The organism is Enterococcus silesiacus (genome assembly GCF_001886225.1).
GTDB classification, from domain to species: Bacteria; Bacillota; Bacilli; order Lactobacillales; family Enterococcaceae; genus Enterococcus_L; species Enterococcus_L silesiacus.
Map to the genome: position 1 here is coordinate 193,332 of NZ_JXLC01000001.1, position 15,474 is coordinate 208,805.

Consider the following 15,474-nt stretch of genomic DNA (forward strand, 5'->3'; position numbering starts at 1 on the left):
TTACCAGTATCTTTGCCACTTTGCGTTTGCTAATCTGATCAACGCTTCTAAGTAAAAATAATCGCCCCACAAATTCGGTTCATCGATGCCTTTCCCCTCTGAATGCGCGTAAACACCGTGTAGCAGTAGCCCTTCATTCTCTGGTGATTCCTTAGCTGAATAATATTCACCTAGTTGATAAAGCATTCCTTTGGCAATGTCCTCCGCATTCGGATAAGCATTCAGCTTTTGAGCTTCTAACAATCCGCAAGCAGCGATTGCCAGTGAAGAGCTATCTTTGTCGGAAGGGTGTTGATCATCAAAATCAAAATCCCAATAAGGGACCAAATCTCCAGGTAAATTCTCCAAAAAGACAGACACAATATCTGAATAATTTTCTGGAAACGGCTCTGAATGAAGATAATGTTCATTTAACGGAATTCCCAAAACCGCCCAACTTTGTCCTCTTGCCCAAATTGATTCATCGCTATTTCCTTGATGAGTCGCCCCGTGACTTGGTTTACCTGTCTCTGGATCAAAATAGTACGTATGAAAAGTTGTTGCATTCTTTCTGATCACAGTCTTCATCAGCGTATGATAATGCTTCGCTCCTACAGCTGAATAACGCGGGTCCCCAGAAATTTCCGTTGCTTGGAACAATAAGGGTAAGTTGATCAATGAATCAATGATTAAACGATACTCTTTAGGGTCGCCATATTGTCCCCAGGCTTGAATAAAGTTTCCTTGTGCTTGAAAGCGGGCCAACAAGACATCTGCTGCTTGCAACAATTCCTTTTTACAACGCTCACTGCCTGTGATTCGATACCCAGCCCCAGCTGACAAACTATATAAGAAACCGATATCATGATGATCCAGCACAAAATGGTCATCTAAACGTTTTTGAAAACTAGCAACATTCGCCATAGCTCGTTCCAAAAATTTATTTTTCCCTGTCCATTCATAAGCTAACCAAAGCATTCCTGTCCAGAAGCCATTCGTCCAATCATCATTGGGTTTGATACGATATTTTCCATTTGTAGCACAGGCTGAAGGAAATTCTTCACCAAAACGCTCCATGTTCTGCTCAATTTGGGCAATACAGCTCTCAATTTGATCCGCCAGCCATTGTTGAGAGATGTTACCCCCTAAATCGATTAATCTTTTTTTATTTTCTTGAAGCTTCATATTACTCACTCCTCTTAACTTGTTAACATATTAACTAAAAACAGTATAACGTAAATAAAGGTAAAAAGCGAATTTTTCTAAAATTGTTCTTTCAAAAAAAAACGGCCGGGACATAACTCTGCGAGTCACATCCTAGCCACATTGAATCCGGATAAACGGTGGGAGCAGAAGCAACTCTTTCGGAAGTAAGCTGAAATTCACAAAAATTTGAAGAGCAATTTTCGTGAATTCCTTCTTATTTCTCAGAGTTAAACACTTCTGTCCCAACCTGCTGCTTAATTTATTTATTTTTTCCAAAAACTTCGATTTGAGTCAGCGCTGGAAATGGCGAAGCATCCTCAGCTTTGATCAGGTTTTTAATCGTCAAACTACTCGTTTCCTTTAACGGGAACTTGATTTCTTGAAATATCGTTGCATTGGTTGTTGGCAGGACCAATTCTTCACCATCAGAAAATTCAAACGTCACTTTGGTCCAATAACTATCATGCGGATAATCGGCACGAAACAATAACCGAATCCAATCAATCGCAACTTTCCGACCAAAATCGATCGTTAATGCTGCATCCGCTTGTTGATTGATTCCCCAAGACGCAAACGGATAGGAACCGTGAGACAAATTCCCATACTTGCCATCAATGGCATTTTTAGCAAAGAAAACAGCATCATCTCTCGTCTCTACATTTGCCTTTGCGTGAGGATAAGCACCCGACAGCATTTTTTGATCATGTGGATTAAAAGAAAGATTTTGATAATTCGTGATTTCAAAGTCAAACGCCTTTCGCACTATCAAATGATGACGCTTTGAGTGGAAAGCTGTCTCAACCGATGCCTTTCGAGCCGCTTCGGTCAATGGAATTTGATATTCCCATACTTCTTGAGGGAGGTAAATGATCGAAATTGGCATCGTTTCATCCAATTGCACCGCAAAATAACGATCTTTTTCAGGTGTTGTTACAACGATTTTATCCCCTAATTCATATGAGTAGTCTTTAATTGCAAGCACCGCTAAGTCTTCTCCTTGTGCCATAAATGGCTGGACTTCTTTTTCATGATCGATTCGTCCAATGATCGGTTGGTTCTCTTTGTTTTTCAATTCAATTTTTATCATGTTTTTCCATCCCTTCATCACGCATAACGATGCCGCCGACAAGGCACATTACCCGATGCTTTCCAGCTGGCAATATTTTTCTCAAAACAGGCAAACTCGTTCTAGGGAAAAATAGAGAAGTATTGACTTCTGGCCTTACTAACATAGCTTCTTCATAGCCTTCGATCCCAACGATTTGCGAAGTTAAATTTCCCTCTGTTACAAACACCCAATTTTCGCCGACCGCTCCTTTGGGTTTTCTTTCTAATAACGGTAAGCTAAAGCCACCTTCTCTAATTTCTAGAGAAATCTCAGTATCAATCGTGTGAACACGTAGATGCCACTGCCCAAAAGGATAGACCTCTGTCTCGATCGTTACGCCAGTAAATGGGGACCACTTCTGGAAAACAGAATCCTCAGTCAGTCGATAGTTACTTACTTCTCTCTTGGTTCTAAAGTATCGGCCATCACAAGAAACTGCCAAGGTGTTGTCAAATGCCCCTTCTTCATAAAGGACACCTGCTTTTGGCACACTAAAACCAAATTTTGTTGAATAAACGAACTTGCTATATTTTGCTTCCGCATGCGCTTGACCTTCAACTAGCATACCAACTGGAAAGCCCAATACTTGTGCTCCATCATTTTCCTGTAATAAAAGGATATTTCCATTTTGAATCAGCTGCTTCGGCTTTTTCTTGATCTTGACAGGCTCTGCTTGCCAAAAAGGGTGATCCGCTCGAACAGCTAAAAGTAAAAAAGTCTTTAACGCCCAATAAGGTGAGCCTGGCGCATTATAGCCTTCTGCCATGACTAAATTTTCATAATGATAACCAATTGAAAGTCGACCATCAAAGGTAAAAATATCATGCTTCATCCAAGTCCTTAAATGCGTTGCCAAGAGCATTTTCATTTCTCCCCACGGAATAGCTTCAACATCGGCAAAAACGAGTGCTGAAAAAAAAGCTCCCTGCGCAAATCGATACGTTAAACTCCGACCATACGGCAATGCTTCCCCGTCGCCATCAAAATAATAAATAAAATCTTGGGCAAATACTGTCGCTCTTTCAATAAAACGATCCGACCATTCAGGGTCTTCTTCTTTCATAAAAGTTGCATAGATCAAGCCATAATAATGAAACGCAAACGCAACATAATAATCTCTTTGTGTCTTTTTTCCATCCACATACCAGCCGTTTCCAACATACATTGAATCAATCAGCTGAAGCTCTTCTGTTAATCGTTTACGATCCAGTTTCTCACCGCAATAAAACAACGCAACTCGAATCAAAACTTTAAAGAAAGTCCAATTATTTTTAGGAACTTTCTGTTCTAGCCCATGTGTCAGCCAGTTCACAACATTTCTTTGAGCCTGCTCTGACAATAATGCCCAAAAATAATCTTTGTGAAGTAGCAACGTGACTGACAACGCAGCCGTTTCAACCATATATTGATCATAATCTTGGATTGCTCCCCAGTAATCAGCGCTTTGTGGATCTGTTCCCTTAGTTAATTTGTCTAAATATGCATCTCTTAACTCATCATCTTCCTGAAATTTCCAAGCAGGAGCAATTCCCCACAAAGGACGAACAAGCGCTTCCATATCTGCCCGTTGCTGATCGTAGACGGCTCCGCTGCTCCCTAAATGAAGCCCAGCAAGATCTGTTACAAGTACACTATTTCTTAATGGTTCGATGATTTTTGCCAAAGCAATTTGATAGTCTTCTTGAGACAAAAAATGGTTATTTCTTAACACATCCATCAAAAAACCTCCTGTACTATTTTACTGAACAGAATAACAAGAGGCAGAAGCTTTTTCAACTATGATTTTATAATCAAACGAAAACCAAATGAGTTTACTCTCATTTTCTTTTTTACAGTTAACCTGATATTCTAATCAAAAAAACCTTATAATTCTTCAAAAAACATACTATTTTTTCCCGACTTAACTTGTTGAAAATGAGAATAAAAAGAAATTAAAGTGCAATGAAATTAGAATCATTCTCATAAAATTACTTAACTGATCCAACCATCTATAAAACACTCTACACACCTGTTTCATACCACTTTAACTAGATCTCGATCAGAAAAATAAATAACGCACCTTATCCTCTTAAGCCCTTATCTTCTACTCACTAATAATCAGACAATAAGGTCTTTGCTGTAAGACTTATTGCTATTTTCATGATAAAATCTATTTACTACATAAATGACAGTAGCCCCAATCAATAACCTTAAAAGGAGCCTAGCATGGAAATCAAACTAGAAGTACTTATTACAGAAACCAAAACGAGCATCACATTTAATCACACTCAAGGAACAATCGATATATATGAATATGTAGACAACGAAATCAAATTAAATCAGCCCACTGTCTATCTCTCATTAAAAAACAATACAATTGTTTCAATAGGTCAAACCGAAGCCGGGCTGTTCCAAGACGCTGCAGACTTCAATAAGCTGATTACGATCACTCCACCATGGGATATCGAATTAAATTACTTAGAACAAAGTTTTCTTACAGAAGCTGCAGAAAATGGGTTAACGCTCGCTCATACCTCCCAAGCAGAACTCAACATTCCGACAAGCTCTAACAAAACTGTTGCAAATTACAAAGACGAAATCCTGCTTATTCTAGAGAAATTTGGCTACTATTTTAAACAACAGGAAGAACCTAAAAAAGCCAAAGCAAAACCTGCTAAAGCTCGACACAAATGGACCAAAGAAGTTAGTCAAATAGAATTTTTTATTGATACAAGAGACAGCCAAGCAACTGCTCTTTGGCACAAGCGCAATGAAATGCTGCTAAAATCTGGGGCTACAATGATGCCAACTCCGCCACTCAATAAAGATGGTTCATTAGGTTTCTCAGCTAAAATGGGTGAGAGAATCCGGGCAGATCACGTAGATAAAATCAAGAATTTCGTTACAACTGAAGATATCATTTTAAAAAGCGTCAATGAAGTGGGCTTATTTTTATATTTTGGTGGGACAAATAGTTGGCTAGAATTGGTTGATGCCAATGGAAAAACACTTAACGAATGGACAGTTGTCGCATAAATAAGTATACCCACTGAAAAGTAAGTAATTTTCAATTACAGTATTTTCCTTTATGATTAATTTACAAAATAAAGCAGCAAAGGATGATATGATGAAGATTAGTAGTACAGTAATTGAAAATGGTTATTTTTTAGATAGTTATGGTGGTCACGGTACAGCTTTTAATGAAACGGGCGTCCCTACTTACTCGATTCCCTTTAAAATAGAAGAGGCTCCTGAAAATACTAAAAGCTTTGCGGTCATTTTATATGATCTAGACGCGTTTGAAACAACCAAGGGGTTTCCGTGGATTCATTGGGTGATTGGAAATCTAACTAGACAAGAAATTTTGGAAAACGAAAGTCAAACAGCCACTGATTTCGTTCAAGGAATCAATAGTTGGCACAGCACACTTGGTGCAAACCAGTCAAAAGAATTATCAGCCTACTACGGCGGTATGACACCACCTGACAAAACACATGTTTATACGCTAAAGATCGTTGCTTTAGATACACAATTAGACTTAAAATCTGGTTTTTACCTAAACGATTTAGTCGCCAAAATGAAAGGCCGTATTTTAGCTACTGCAGAAATTGACGGAAAATATAGAAAACTTGACTGAGATAAACATAGTTATTTTCGATAACAGAGCTGCTTATTTCTCACCGTTTAATCAGTCATGAGAGGATTGTACGATGAAAATAAGAAGCGAATACACTTGCCCTATCGAAGTTGTTACTGATATGTTACGAGACAAATGGAAAACGATCATTTTATGGAGGCTAAGATTAGGCCCCACACGTTTATCCAAGCTTCACAAAGATATTGAGAATATCACTGAAAAAATGCTTTTACAACAGCTTTCAGAATTAACTGACTGCGGCCTTGTAATAAAGAATAGTCATCAGGGTTACCCTTTAAAGGTCGAATATAGCTTGAGTAGTTCTGGCTTAGAGTTACTAGAAGCTTTGAAAATCATGCAAGATCTTGGATCAAAAATCCTTAGTGATTCGAGCTGTACATCAGCAGAAAATACAGTCACTATTTCACATGCATAAATGTATCCAGAGTGCGAATAAACGACGAGAAAAAGCTACTCCACTACATTACACTTCGATCTCATTGTTGTAACTCGCAAAGAACAGCATGAGTCGATGAGTTACAATACAATGTGTCTGAAGGACACATCGCTTCCTTTATTGGGGATATTTTGAAGGACTCCGATTTGATTTAAACAGGTAGAAATACTATGACTACAAATATATTCGGTGTTTTTAACTAACCAAAACGATAAATAACAAATTCTATTAGAAAAAGTGTTTCTTAGCCTATAAAAAAACTAGTAAAAACAGAGACGTATCTCACTAGTTTAAAATTCTAATTATTATTCTGGATTCTGTTGTATTGATAGACCAATATCTAAGATATCTGACAACTCATCGGAACTCAAAAAGCTTCCCTGTTTAATTACTCTGTCATTCAAAAATACTAACGGAAAAACACTTGCATCATTTTTATCATAATATTTCTGCACTACTTTATTTTTTAATAGCAATTTCTTACTTTCATCAAGAAAGATAATTTCTGTCTCTAAACTTTTACCCTTTAAATAGAAATAATTTTCTTTAAATTTGCTACTGTTTATACTTTCAAAAATGTCAAAATCAATATTATTACTAAAATTCTTATTTAGAATAAAATACTCTATTTTTATCATTAAATTTATTACACCTCTAGCAAATCTTGTTTGTCTCATGATTCCTAAAACTGTTTCATTTTTTTACAGGTTTTAACAAAAAAGAGATGAGCACTAAGAACGATAACCATAACCCAGACACCCACAATCACTTTTACGGATCTATTTCCACTCTACTTTTTCATAAACCTAGTTATAGCCTAAATCATATTTCAATTTCACATAAGCTTCATTCAGCCATGGATGAAGCACCTGAATACCATGATTCAATAAATAATCAATATAATAAAAAGCCGCAGCTTCCAACGAATGATCCAAAGCGATCATCAGACCTTCAATATAAGGTGGTTCCCCTTGTTGATCCCACTTTATTTTATCTGCTATAAATACAACTAGATCTAAATCAGAGTAGTCCTCTTTTAACGTCGTATGACATTCAATAGCCGATAAGATTACTGGGTCCGTCACGTTAAATTCGTTAAAGGCAATTTCCTTTGAAATTTTTTGATGAATGATCATCGGAAGCTCTATTTCTTCTTTGTATAAATCAATTCCCATCTTCTTGGCTACAGCGATTCGTTGATCATCTGGATAAATTGCCGAGATATCATGTAGATAGCCTGCAATTCGAGCTTTATCTGGTTCATCTAAGTAATTTTTTCCTAATTCATAAGCATACTCCCCTACAGAAATACAGTGATCATACGTTTTTAAACAATTATGTTCAACAAGAAATTTCTTTACTAAACTTTTTAAATGATTCTGATCCAATGTTTCCATATTATGAGTCTCCTTACACATCATTTATTCATTATTAGACAAGTTATCTTCATGATACCATTTCTAGTAAGCGCTAGCTTATGCTTTTTACGATATAAAAAAGAGTTTAGAACAAAAGTAACATTCACTTTTGTTCTAAACCCTAAAATAACTAACTATTTTTAAAAATCATATTCTGCTTCTTTTTGCTGAATCATCGTTTGATACGTATCTAGCAATAAGAAAAAGTCATCCACGAATCGATCCAATCGAAATTCAATATCGGGATTTTTAATTTCTTGGCGAATAATATCTTGATCTGTAATAAACACATAATTCGGGACTAAATTAGCCTTCATATAACTTAGTACAGGACGGATTTGTTGCTCAGGAATCAAAAAGTGTTTGTCTGACCCCGCAGTGACGATCATTCCTGCTACTTTATTGCGGAAAGCATTAACTGGCAACATATCAAACAAATTTTTCAACGTTCCAGGCATCGATGCTTGGAAAATCGGTGTACCAATAATCAAGCCATCTGCCTCCATGATTTTTTTCAATGCTGCCCCAACTTCGCCTTCATGCTGAAGGTATTCCCGCCCGTCAGCGAATGGAAATTGGATTTCAGAAAAATCAATAACATCCACAACAGCATCTTCCCGCACTTCTTTTATTTTATTGATCGTATAATTGACAGCCACTCTTGATTTACTACCAAAAGCGGATCCGATTATCGCAACGATTTTCATAAGGGATCATCCTATTCTTTGGTATATTTTTTAACTTCCGGCATCACTTTTGTCGCAATCAATTCAATATTTTTCTTCACTAGATCAAGCGGTATACCGCCAAAATCGATTTGCGCCATAAAACGTTGATGTCCGTATAACTCGTATTGATAAAGCATCTTCTCGATAATTTCATTGACGCCTCCAACCATTAGCGTATCTCTGGTATCTTGTGATTGAGCAAAATGTTGTTTTGGATACGTTCCACCACGAATCGCTGACCAACCGGCATTTAAGAATGGATACATTTCTTTCCGCGCTTGGCTACCAGTCTCTGCAACATAAAATAAACTTGTTGTTGCAAGTGGAAATTCTTTTTCATCATACCCTGCTTCTGTTAGAGATAAACGATACGCATCCACTGCCCGCTTGAAAATCGGTGCAGGTCCTGCTAATGTCGTCAACATCATTGGAATACCATCTAATCCAGCCTTGATAGCACTATCTGCTGGACCACCCACTGCACGCCAAACAGGTAATTGTCCACGAAGCGGTTGAGGTAAAATTTCTGCATTTTGTAGCGGCGCACGAAATGCACCTTCCCAGTTCATTCGTTCATTTGGTGCCGCTTCATTCAATAATTTTAACAAGTGCATTTTTTCTTCAAACAGTTCTTCATAATCTTTTAAATCAAATCCAAGAAGTTCATAAACACCAACACGTGAACCTCGACCAGCCACGATTTCAGCACGTCCATTTGAAATTAAATCTAACGTGGCATACTCTTCATACACTCGGACTGGATCGTTAGTACTTAAAACGGTAACGGAACTAGAAATCTTAATATCTTTTGTTTGCGCTGCGATTGCTGATAGAATCACTTGGTTCGCTTGCCCGATAAAATGACTTTGATGGCTTTCACCAACACCAAACACATCGATTCCTGCTTCATCGGCAAATTTTGCTGCTTCGATAATGTCATTGATTCGTTGTTGCTCACTGATTAGTTTTCCTGTCATTGGATTTTTAACGTGATCTCCTAGTGAATATAACCCGATTTCCATACCTTTTGAAGAATCGATACCGAATTTTTCATTCATTTTTTTGTTCATTTTCCTACACTCCTTTTTCATTCTCTAACTATTGTTATGATTTCATCAATTTTTTGCTGATTTTTGCTAATTGAAGGACTTCTTGTTTCGTTAAATTATCAAAAGCTGACGCTTGCAGCTTACTTTGGGCAATAAAACAATTATCTAGTTGTTCTTGCCCTCTAGCAGTCAAGGAAATGTATTTTTCCTTCCACTCTTGTTGGCGTGTGATCCAGCCATCCAATTCAAACTGTTTGATCATTTGCGAAACACCGCCCTTAGAGATAAGTAATTTCTCTCCTAGTTCCTTTTGTGTGATTGGTTGGTTTTCCTGAATCTGATGAAGCATATCAAACTTTGAAGCATTCAAGTCATATTGTTTTAGAAACTCATTGGACTGGAGATTGCTCTTTTGAACGAACTGCAAGATGGACATCCAACAACTTAATTTTACTTTTTCTGTAAGTGATAGCTTCCCCATTTTTCTGATCCCCCTTTTAGTTTAGGTCTAAACTGATAACGCTAGTATAATATACTTACTAAAAATAAGCAAGTTGAAAATACTCTTTTCTTCAATCAGAATACTTCTCATTAAAATAGATAAATATAAGATAATACTTGACAATCAAGCTATTTTGCATTAAATTAGTTAACAAAGGTAATTACTTTAATTAACTAAAGGGGAACTATTGATGCAGCCGATTGGACAAATTTTTTCAGAAATCTACGACAATGTGTTAATTCAGTTTCAAAATAATTCACAGCGAAGTGACACCTTCCCTGACTTATCTGCAAATGATGAGCACTACATTGATATCCTATATAGCCTAAAAAAGCCTACATTGACAAGCTTTGCTGAAAAAGCTGAAATTTCCAAACCAGCTTCTACTCGAATTATACGCGGTTTTTTAGAACGAGGCTTTTTGACTAAACACCCCTCGCCTGTCGACAAACGAATCCAGTATCTAGAACTTAGCCCTGAACTAAAAGAACATTGCCAAAAAAATTATCAGTTATTTGATCACGTTTTTTCTGAATGTCTCTCGGTTCTTTCTGAAAACGAACAAAAAGAGTTACATCGTCTTATGCATAAAATAAATGAAAAGATTTAGGAGGGAAGAATGGATCAAAAAAAAATAGAACAGCGTGCTTTATATATCGGGATTTTCTTTAATATACTAATGGGCATAGCCGGACTAATTGCTTATCGGACCACTAAAGTAGAAGCCTTGTTTATCGATGCCTATTTTACAGTCATGACAGTGTTATCTGGGGCTTTCGCTATTTTCATCTCCAAAGTAAGTGCAAATAGAACAACACGCTTTCCTAACGGTTTTTTTATTCTAGAACCTATTTACGCTTTAGCTAAATCAATGCTCACAATTGCTCTATTAGTTTTCTCAACTATTTCTGTGAGTAATAAGGCATACGCCTATTTTGTTCTAGGACATGGAAAAATTCTTAATCTTTTGCCGATCATCCCTTATGCACTTGTGATGGTTATACTATGTTTTAGTTTATCCATATTTTATAGTCGACAAAATAAAGCAACAAACTCAACAAGCACCCTACTACTAGCCGAAACTAAAAATACGTTGATTGATGGTATTATGTCAGCTGGTGTAGGAATTGCCGCTTTATTAGTGTTGTTCATTAACCAAAATTCTTCACTAGGTTTTCTACTCTATACAGCAGATTTTTTCGTAACAGTATTATTAGTTATTAGTTCAATAAAAACACCGTTTAACATTTTAAAAAATTCACTTTTTGAAATATTAGGTAGTACTTTAGCAGATAAAACGATTTATGAAGAAATCGAGAACTGTGTCCATTCACATATCAAACAAAAATCATTAATCAAACATTGTTTCATTTACAAGCTAGGCATGTCTTTTAAGATATGTATCAAGTTAAGTAATCAGATGCAAGCTATTGACACTGATTATTTGCATAAAAAACAGCAGTCTATATTAAATGAGCTTGGTAAGAAATATGAATTCGTTACACTCGAATTTATCTACTAATCAAAAGGAGTGAAATAAACAATGAATATTAATGTCTACAACGAATACGATCCATTAAAAACAGTTATTATTGGTGATGCACAGAACTTATTTTTCCCAGATAGCCATGATATAGAAAAAGAAAAAAATATGCCTACATGGAAAAAGTTTATGACTAATATTGTTTATCGTCTACTCCGTGGCAAACGCGTACCTCGCTTTATAGTTCAAAAATTCCGAAACGAGCTCGCTGAATTCGAAAAATTATTGCTGGAAAATGATATAACCGTTTTAAAGGTAGCCCCCATTACTTTGGGACAGTCGGAACCATTTGGCTTAGGCCAAATGTATGCTAGAGACAGCGTTATGTGTGTTGGAGATCTATTAATAGAAGGTCATTTGCAAATTGAAATGAGAAAAAAGGAACGTTTGGGCTATAAAAAATTAATCGAAGAAATCAAAAAAAAGAATAACGTAGCAACTATTTCTCAGTCAGATCCAGTCTTTCTAGAAGGCGGTGATGTACTAGTTGATTATCCAAATGTTTTTGTCGGTATCGGAAAATATGCTAGTAATATCGCTGGGATTGCATGGCTAAAGGAACAGTTGAATAGTGACTGGCATATTATTCCTGTCTTCTTAAATGATGATGCCATTCTTCATTTAGATTGTTGTATGACAATCATCGCACCTAAGACAGCGATCATCCATCGTGACTCTTTAAAACAGTTACCAGAAGAATTACAGGACTATACGTTTATTCCAATCAATGCTAAGACCCGACAAGAAATGGGTGGTAATGTCCTAGTCATTGGTGAAAAAAAGGTCATTGTACAAAAACGACATCAGGCATTACAAAAAGAATTGCTGAACCGCGGCTTTACTGTTTTGCCATTATCGTTTACTTGGCATACTCTTTTAGATGGTGCATTCAGATGTGCATCCTGTCCCTTGGAACGTAGGAAATAATATTGGTGTCTAGATGAATGCTGAAAAAAATCAAGGGGAGGACAAAACTTCCCTTTGATTCTTTTCAGTATTATTAGTATAATGAGTATGTTTTTCAGAACCTAACCGAAAGCAATAGAGTGGAGATTATAGAATGATGAATAATTTTTGGGCAGAACTACCGAAGCCTTTTTTTGTTTTAGCACCGATGGAAGATGTGACCGATGTTGTCTTTCGCCATGTTGTCAAAGAAGCAGGCGCACCGGATGTCTTTTTTACTGAATTTACAAATTCCGATAGTTATTGCCATCCTGATGGTATAGAAAGCGTCCAGGGGCGTTTGATGTTTACCGAAGATGAACAGCCGATGGTCGCTCATATTTGGGGTGACAAACCTGAGTTCTTTAGAGAGATGAGCCTTGGTTTAGCCGAAATGGGTTTTAAAGGTGTCGACATCAATATGGGGTGTCCTGTCCCTAATGTAGCCGGACGCGGCAAAGGGAGCGGTCTTATTTTACGACCAGAAGTAGCGTCTGAACTGATTGAAGCAGCCAAAGCTGGTGGGTTACCTGTTAGTGTAAAAACACGGATCGGCTATGCAGAAATCGCTGAACTGGAAGGATGGATCACGCACTTATTGAAACAAGATATTGCCAATCTTTCTGTTCATTTACGAACACGGAATGAAATGAGTAAAGTCGACGCCCATTGGGACTTGATTCCTCAAATCATGGAAATCCGGGATCGCATTGCGCCACAAACGCTGATTACGATCAACGGTGATATTCCTGATCGGCAAACAGGATTAAAGCTGGCAGAACAATATGGTGTAGATGGCATTATGATCGGCCGCGGAATTTTTAAGAATCCATATGCGTTTGAAAAAGAACCAAAAGAGCATTCGCCGAAAGAGTTGCTTGGATTGTTAGAGATGCAGCTTGATTTACAGGATCATTATGCGGAAATGGTTCCACGCTCAATCGTTGGTTTGCACCGTTTCTTTAAGATTTACGTGAAGGGATTTCCTGGCGCTAGTGATTTGCGCGTTAAATTGATGGGGACGAAATCGACAGATGAAGTGCGAGAGATTTTAGGAGAGTTTTATAAAGTGAAACCAAATGAGTCTTTATCAGAATAATATGGTTATATAGTTATTTTAAGCGCATCTAGAATAGAGCGCTTTTTCTTTTTACTACCGAGATTTAGTAATTACGAAAAAAATAGTATAAAAAAGCACCCACTTTTTGTAGGTACTTCATATAAAATATCGCAATGTTTTGTTATCAAGGTCTCTAACAACTTAGTCAGCTTTATAATAGACATATTCTGCTCGAACAGATGTCGCGGTGTTTTGTGTACCCACAGCAACAATTTTATCTCTGGTGATATCCCCCTCTAATATATCACCCATTATACCTTTTGGTAAGAAGGACACGTAGATTACCGCACTTGGGAGATTACTTCGTAAAGAAACAAACCCTTGGTTCTCTTCAAGCCCAAATTGTTGTTCATACGATTTAACTTTGTTACTATCGCTCATATATGATACTAACTCAGGCGTCCCCTCTGGTGAATTTAGTTGGGGAATATCTACATTTAGCCCAGTTATTTCTGCGGCTTGCTTCTGGTTAGAAATGTCTGTCAAACTCATTGTATTGTTTGCCACAAAAATTGTATTCCCTAATCCATTTACCCAAGTTCCATTGAGGCTTGTGAAATCGCCTTGTTGAATTTGAGAGAGATTCATCGATTCAATGGCTTCGTTTGCTTGCTCTTCTCTTGCTTGTTCCTGTGATCCATCTGTTTCTTTCGTCTCCTGAACTATGCTAGATTGCGTAGTTGTTCGTTCTGTGGTTTCTTTAATACTAGTAGTCAACTCTGTAGTTTCTCTACTGCTAGATGATGTTGTAGCCGTATCCACGCTTGATTTACCGGAATTATTACACCCTACTAGCACCCCCAGAAATACCAGGCTCAAACCTAACAAAATAGTTCTCTTCATTTTTTCCACACCAAACCCTCCAAGTCTTTTGTATATCGTTATAGGTCTCATAGTAATATACATTATGAGTTCCGTCTACATTGACCGAAAGAAAATAGGTATGGCTTTGCCCATTTCTCGCAAAGCCATACCTATTTTCATACAAATTTTTAATGCGTCCCAAGTTCAATAGAAGGATACCATTTCTTCTTTAAATACATATTTAAAAACAACACGATCGCCGCTCCCATTAACACATCACTAGCAAAGTGAGCCCCCATAATGACACGACTTAGCATCACACAGATGATCCATATACCAGAAATAAGAGATAGCAGCGTCTCTCTCCCTTTTAATCTTTCTAGCCATAACGGTAACCAAGTGATCCAAATGATGGTAGCACTATTGGCCGAATGTCCCGAAGGAAAAGACATAAAATCATCATTCGTGGTAAATCCGTTTATCACATACCAAGGCGTAAACTCGGCTGCTGGATCGAGCATTGAGCGGAAACGTTGACGCCCCCACAGCATTTTGACTAACGTCACGATGAGGATCGGAGCAAGGGAAATCACAACACCTGCTTTGGCTATTCGCCGAACCACTTCAAAATCAGCAGGTTGAATGTTAAACCCAATTAAAGGGAAGATAATCACGCAACAAATTCCTAATAACCCCATAGCAAAAGTTGGTAATTTTAAATAATGCCTAATTAAAAAGCTTGCCATAAAGGTATCAAACAAAAATAGAGTTCCTAATAGAATATTGCCAACAGACCATTTTTTCCCACTTGTTCTGATCATTCCAACTGTACTAAAACAACCAATCAATGCGATAATCACTTCTCCAAACGATTCAAAGAACCAACCAAACGTGCTCTTTGGATTGTAAAGCATTTCAGAAATCTGTAAATCAGTAAAAGTAAAGATAAGTAGTAAACAAGCAACGAAACCAAAAAAGATTTTTGTTTGTTTTTTCATC

17 protein-coding genes are annotated in these 15,474 nt (G+C 37.1%); 7 read left to right on the forward strand and 10 right to left on the reverse strand.

Translation table 11 applies throughout. The features are described from left to right. The 3 genes from RV15_RS00860 to RV15_RS00870 form a co-directional block, all read right to left on the reverse strand. Entirely contained in the window at nucleotides 1-1,164 is a 1,164-nt protein-coding gene (locus RV15_RS00860) for a glycoside hydrolase family 88 protein (RefSeq protein ID WP_071876165.1), read from the reverse strand. Nucleotides 1,165-1,444: 280 nt separating this feature from the next. Further along, nucleotides 1,445-2,272: a hypothetical protein gene (locus tag RV15_RS00865; RefSeq protein ID WP_071876166.1), complete on the reverse strand. Its 828-nt coding sequence runs from the start codon at nucleotides 2,270-2,272 to the stop codon at nucleotides 1,445-1,447. Next, entirely contained in the window at nucleotides 2,259-4,010 is a 1,752-nt protein-coding gene (locus RV15_RS00870; RefSeq protein ID WP_071876167.1) for a DUF2264 domain-containing protein, read from the reverse strand. Before RV15_RS00870 ends, RV15_RS00865 begins: the two co-directional genes overlap by 14 nt. 488 nt (nucleotides 4,011-4,498) lie before the next feature. Between RV15_RS00870 and RV15_RS00875 the strand changes: the two genes are divergently transcribed. The 3 genes from RV15_RS00875 (at nucleotide 4,499) to RV15_RS00885 (ending at nucleotide 6,345) form a co-directional block, all read left to right on the forward strand. Continuing rightward, nucleotides 4,499-5,308 (forward strand): hypothetical protein, encoded by an 810-nt coding sequence (locus RV15_RS00875; protein ID WP_071876168.1) that lies wholly within the window; start codon nucleotides 4,499-4,501, stop codon nucleotides 5,306-5,308. 52 nt (nucleotides 5,309-5,360) lie between these two features. Continuing rightward, a complete protein-coding gene (locus RV15_RS00880; protein ID WP_245791173.1) occupies nucleotides 5,361-5,909 on the forward strand; it encodes a YbhB/YbcL family Raf kinase inhibitor-like protein in 549 nt (182 codons plus the stop codon). 73 nt (nucleotides 5,910-5,982) lie between these two features. Next, nucleotides 5,983-6,345, forward strand: coding sequence for a winged helix-turn-helix transcriptional regulator (locus RV15_RS00885; RefSeq protein ID WP_071876170.1), 363 nt, complete (start codon nucleotides 5,983-5,985; stop codon nucleotides 6,343-6,345). Between the two features lie 326 nt (nucleotides 6,346-6,671). On the opposite strand, the gene RV15_RS00890 is transcribed toward RV15_RS00885, so the two are convergent. The 5 genes from RV15_RS00890 to RV15_RS00910 form a co-directional block, all read right to left on the reverse strand. After that, a complete protein-coding gene (locus tag RV15_RS00890; RefSeq protein WP_139242950.1) occupies nucleotides 6,672-7,043 on the reverse strand; it encodes an arsenic metallochaperone ArsD family protein in 372 nt (123 codons plus the stop codon). A gap of 129 nt (nucleotides 7,044-7,172) precedes the next feature. Then, the gene (gene yqeK / locus RV15_RS00895) at nucleotides 7,173-7,763 is read right to left on the reverse strand and encodes a bis(5'-nucleosyl)-tetraphosphatase (symmetrical) YqeK (protein ID WP_083429054.1); all 591 of its coding nucleotides are present in this window, start codon (nucleotides 7,761-7,763) and stop codon (nucleotides 7,173-7,175) included. A gap of 161 nt (nucleotides 7,764-7,924) precedes the next feature. After that, complete coding sequence (locus RV15_RS00900; protein WP_071876172.1) at nucleotides 7,925-8,491, reverse strand: NADPH-dependent FMN reductase; 567 nt, start codon at nucleotides 8,489-8,491, stop codon at nucleotides 7,925-7,927. A gap of 11 nt (nucleotides 8,492-8,502) precedes the next feature. Further along, a complete protein-coding gene (locus RV15_RS00905; protein ID WP_071876173.1) occupies nucleotides 8,503-9,582 on the reverse strand; it encodes an LLM class flavin-dependent oxidoreductase in 1,080 nt (359 codons plus the stop codon). Between the two features lie 34 nt (nucleotides 9,583-9,616). Further along, nucleotides 9,617-10,042: a MarR family winged helix-turn-helix transcriptional regulator gene (locus tag RV15_RS00910; RefSeq protein WP_071876174.1), complete on the reverse strand. Its 426-nt coding sequence runs from the start codon at nucleotides 10,040-10,042 to the stop codon at nucleotides 9,617-9,619. 211 nt (nucleotides 10,043-10,253) lie between these two features. Between RV15_RS00910 and RV15_RS00915 the strand changes: the two genes are divergently transcribed. The 4 genes from RV15_RS00915 to RV15_RS00930 all read left to right on the forward strand — a co-directional run bounded on the left by RV15_RS00915 (nucleotide 10,254) and on the right by RV15_RS00930 (nucleotide 13,650). Continuing rightward, nucleotides 10,254-10,673 (forward strand): MarR family winged helix-turn-helix transcriptional regulator, encoded by a 420-nt coding sequence (locus RV15_RS00915; RefSeq protein WP_071876175.1) that lies wholly within the window; start codon nucleotides 10,254-10,256, stop codon nucleotides 10,671-10,673. Nucleotides 10,674-10,682: 9 nt separating this feature from the next. Further along, a complete protein-coding gene (locus tag RV15_RS00920) occupies nucleotides 10,683-11,585 on the forward strand; it encodes a cation transporter (RefSeq protein WP_071876176.1) in 903 nt (300 codons plus the stop codon). A gap of 21 nt (nucleotides 11,586-11,606) precedes the next feature. Beyond that, nucleotides 11,607-12,533 carry a dimethylarginine dimethylaminohydrolase family protein gene (locus RV15_RS00925; RefSeq protein WP_071876177.1) on the forward strand — a complete coding sequence of 309 codons (927 nt, stop codon included), beginning with the start codon at nucleotides 11,607-11,609 and terminating at the stop codon, nucleotides 12,531-12,533. A 133-nt stretch (nucleotides 12,534-12,666) separates the two neighbouring features. Then, nucleotides 12,667-13,650 carry a tRNA dihydrouridine synthase gene (locus tag RV15_RS00930; protein WP_071876178.1) on the forward strand — a complete coding sequence of 328 codons (984 nt, stop codon included), beginning with the start codon at nucleotides 12,667-12,669 and terminating at the stop codon, nucleotides 13,648-13,650. A 162-nt stretch (nucleotides 13,651-13,812) separates the two neighbouring features. Here RV15_RS00930 and RV15_RS18830 read toward each other — a convergent pair whose 3' ends face one another. Then, nucleotides 13,813-14,514 (reverse strand): DUF6287 domain-containing protein, encoded by a 702-nt coding sequence (locus RV15_RS18830; RefSeq protein WP_245791175.1) that lies wholly within the window; start codon nucleotides 14,512-14,514, stop codon nucleotides 13,813-13,815. Nucleotides 14,515-14,663: 149 nt separating this feature from the next. Continuing rightward, nucleotides 14,664-15,473: a phosphatase PAP2 family protein gene (locus RV15_RS00940; protein WP_071876179.1), complete on the reverse strand. Its 810-nt coding sequence runs from the start codon at nucleotides 15,471-15,473 to the stop codon at nucleotides 14,664-14,666. Nucleotide 15,474: the final 1 nt, after the last annotated feature.